This window comes from Sphingobacterium sp. NPDC055346 (assembly GCF_053645235.1).
The window spans coordinates 1-2,445 of sequence record NZ_JBSHMI010000016.1 but is presented as its reverse complement, the minus strand read 5'-3'; the positions used below and the strand labels follow the sequence as shown (position 1 = coordinate 2,445).

General features: G+C 41.9%; 2 protein-coding genes. Both read left to right on the top strand.

Going from position 1 to position 2,445, the window contains the following annotated elements; genetic code table 11:
- The first annotated feature begins 108 nt into the window (after positions 1–108).
- A complete protein-coding gene (locus ACWICE_RS19675; RefSeq protein ID WP_197700948.1) occupies positions 109–1,002 on the top strand; it encodes an alpha/beta hydrolase in 894 nt (297 codons plus the stop codon).
- A gap of 40 nt (positions 1,003–1,042) precedes the next feature.
- Entirely contained in the window at positions 1,043–2,257 is a 1,215-nt protein-coding gene (locus ACWICE_RS19670; protein WP_454299065.1) for an esterase, read from the top strand.
- The last annotated feature ends 188 nt before the right edge of the window (positions 2,258–2,445 follow it).

Here is a 2,445-nt window from a genome sequence, read left to right as displayed (position 1 = left end):
TTACCATGGCGGTAGTATTATTTTAGCGAATTAAATATAGCAATCCCTGCTATATTAAACCACCGCCATTTTTTCCTTATTTAGGACGCGTCTGAATGAAAATAAAACATGAATAAAATGCGTATAGAGAACCTTTTAATTACTTTATTTGCCGTCTTTTCCTTGCTAGCGGCAAATGCACAATCTTCCCGCCCACCCCAAAGCAAGGTAATCACGGATAGTATCTATAGTGAGGTACTAAAAGCCAACCGAGCATATACGATTTATCTGCCAAAGAGTTATGAGATCGATAAAGCAAAGAAATATCCTATCCTTTACCTGTTGCATGGGATGACGGGAGTTAATACCAGCTGGTTCGAAGACCAGCGTTGCAAGGATGTAATGGATCAGCTGGTCTCCTCAGGTGAAGCTTGTGAGATGATTATTGTTTCACCCAATGCCGGAGGTAACATCTATGCTGGTGTCTGGAACGGATACTTCAATATGCCCGGATGGGCATATGAAGATTTTTTCTACAAAGAATTTCTTCCTTATATAGAGCAGACTTATCGAATAAAAAATGACAAACAGCATCGGGCAATTTCCGGATTGTCAATGGGCGGTGGTGGAGCAGTTTCCTATGCTCAAAGACACAGCGATATGTTTTGTGCCGTATATGCTATGAGTGCCTTAGTGTCTATTCCTGAGCAAGGAGCCGTAGCACCACAGCAAACTGATGACAAGGTGGCCCTATTAACTCAATCGGTCATAGAAAACAGTTGCGTAAAATATGTAGAAAAAGCTGATGACCTTCACAAGAAACAACTTCGGGAAATTGCATGGTTTGTCGATTGCGGTGACGATGACTTCCTGCTCGACCGTAACATCGAATTCACACAAGCTATGCGTCGGGCAAACATCCCGTTTGAATTTCGGGTCCGTGATGGTGGCCACACTTCCGAATACTGGCATTCTGCTCTGTACAGCTGTTTACCATTCGTAACACGTTGTTTTGGCAAATAATATCACTTAATATTTTTTTAATCAACAAATAAGAACAACAATGAAAAGATTATCAATTCTATTCGCCTTGCTTGCACTATTTATTACATCTTTCGCACAGCAGTCTCTGTGGGGAGGCCCGCAAGTAGTATCTCCCGAAATTCATGGGAACAACACCGTAACTTTCCGCATTAGAGCTCCAAAAGCAACTAAAGTGGAAATCACAGGTGACTTTCTGCCTACCCAAAAGAAGGACACACCATATGGCAAATTTGATGTTCCCGGAGTAGCGGAACTGAAAAAAAATAACGAGGGTATATGGGAATATACCACGTCCGATCCGCTGAACTCCGAACTTTATAGCTATAATTTCATCGTTGACAGCATACGTATGAATGACCCCAGTAACATCATGATGAAACGCGATGTGGCTTCAATAACCAACTATTTCATCATCAAAGGTGAAAAAGGCAATTTATATAGTACAAATACTATTCCTCATGGGACGGTAGCGCGAAGATGGTACAGTAGTCCAACATTGAAGGAGGAACGCCGCATAACAATTTACACTCCGCCGGGCTACGAAAACGGTAATCAATCTTACCCTGTATTATATTTGCTTCACGGCTCCGGCGGTGATGAAGAAGCGTGGATAGCACTTGGACGCGCGGCGCAGATACTCGATAATCTCATTGCACAGGGAAAAGCTAAACCAATGATTGTTGTTATGCCAAATGGCCATACGCAAAACACAGCATCACCTGAAGAAACAAACAGAGCATACACCCCTGCTATGGGTGGTGGTCCGAGAGAGGCTGTAGCAAGTATGGAAAATAGTTTTGGAGACATCCTGAAATTTGTAGAAGCCAATTACAGGGTTAAAGCAGGTAAAGCAAATCGTGCGGTAGCAGGTTTGTCAATGGGTGGAATGCACTCTTCAGCGATCTCCGCCCAATATGCCAATACGTTTGACTTCATCGGTATATTTTCGGCTCCTCCTCTGGCATCAATGATGACAATCGGTAATCCGAACGCAGCAGATGTACAGAAAGCTACGGATGAATTTGTAAAGAAATTAGAAGTACAGAAAAAGAACGGCTATAAATTATATTGGATCGCATGCGGAAATACAGACTTCCTGTACAAAGGTGTTATGGACAGTATGAAGAAAATGGACGAAATAGGTTTTAAATATACATACAGAGAAAGCGGAGGCGGCCACACATGGGACAACTGGAGGATCTATCTGTCCGAGTTTGCACCAATGCTCTTCTAAATTATGTCCGAAAGGAACTATCGTTAGTGTACGGCATTTTCGAGAAAACTCGAAAATGCCCCTTTCGGGTATTTACGACTTAATAAGTACACTCACAGCTGTCCTAAATAAATTTAGGTTGTAAAAAAATCTGCCTTCTTCTATGAATCAGGAAAGCTTTTCGTGAAAAATCAAATTATATCCTCAAT

Bases quoted from the DNA above. Each gene is read 5' to 3' on its own strand.
- ACWICE_RS19675 (WP_197700948.1), top strand. From the start codon at position 109: ATGAATAAAATGCGTATAGAGAACCTTTTAATTACTTTATTTGCCGTC.
- ACWICE_RS19670 (WP_454299065.1), top strand. From the start codon at position 1,043: ATGAAAAGATTATCAATTCTATTCGCCTTGCTTGCACTATTTATTACA.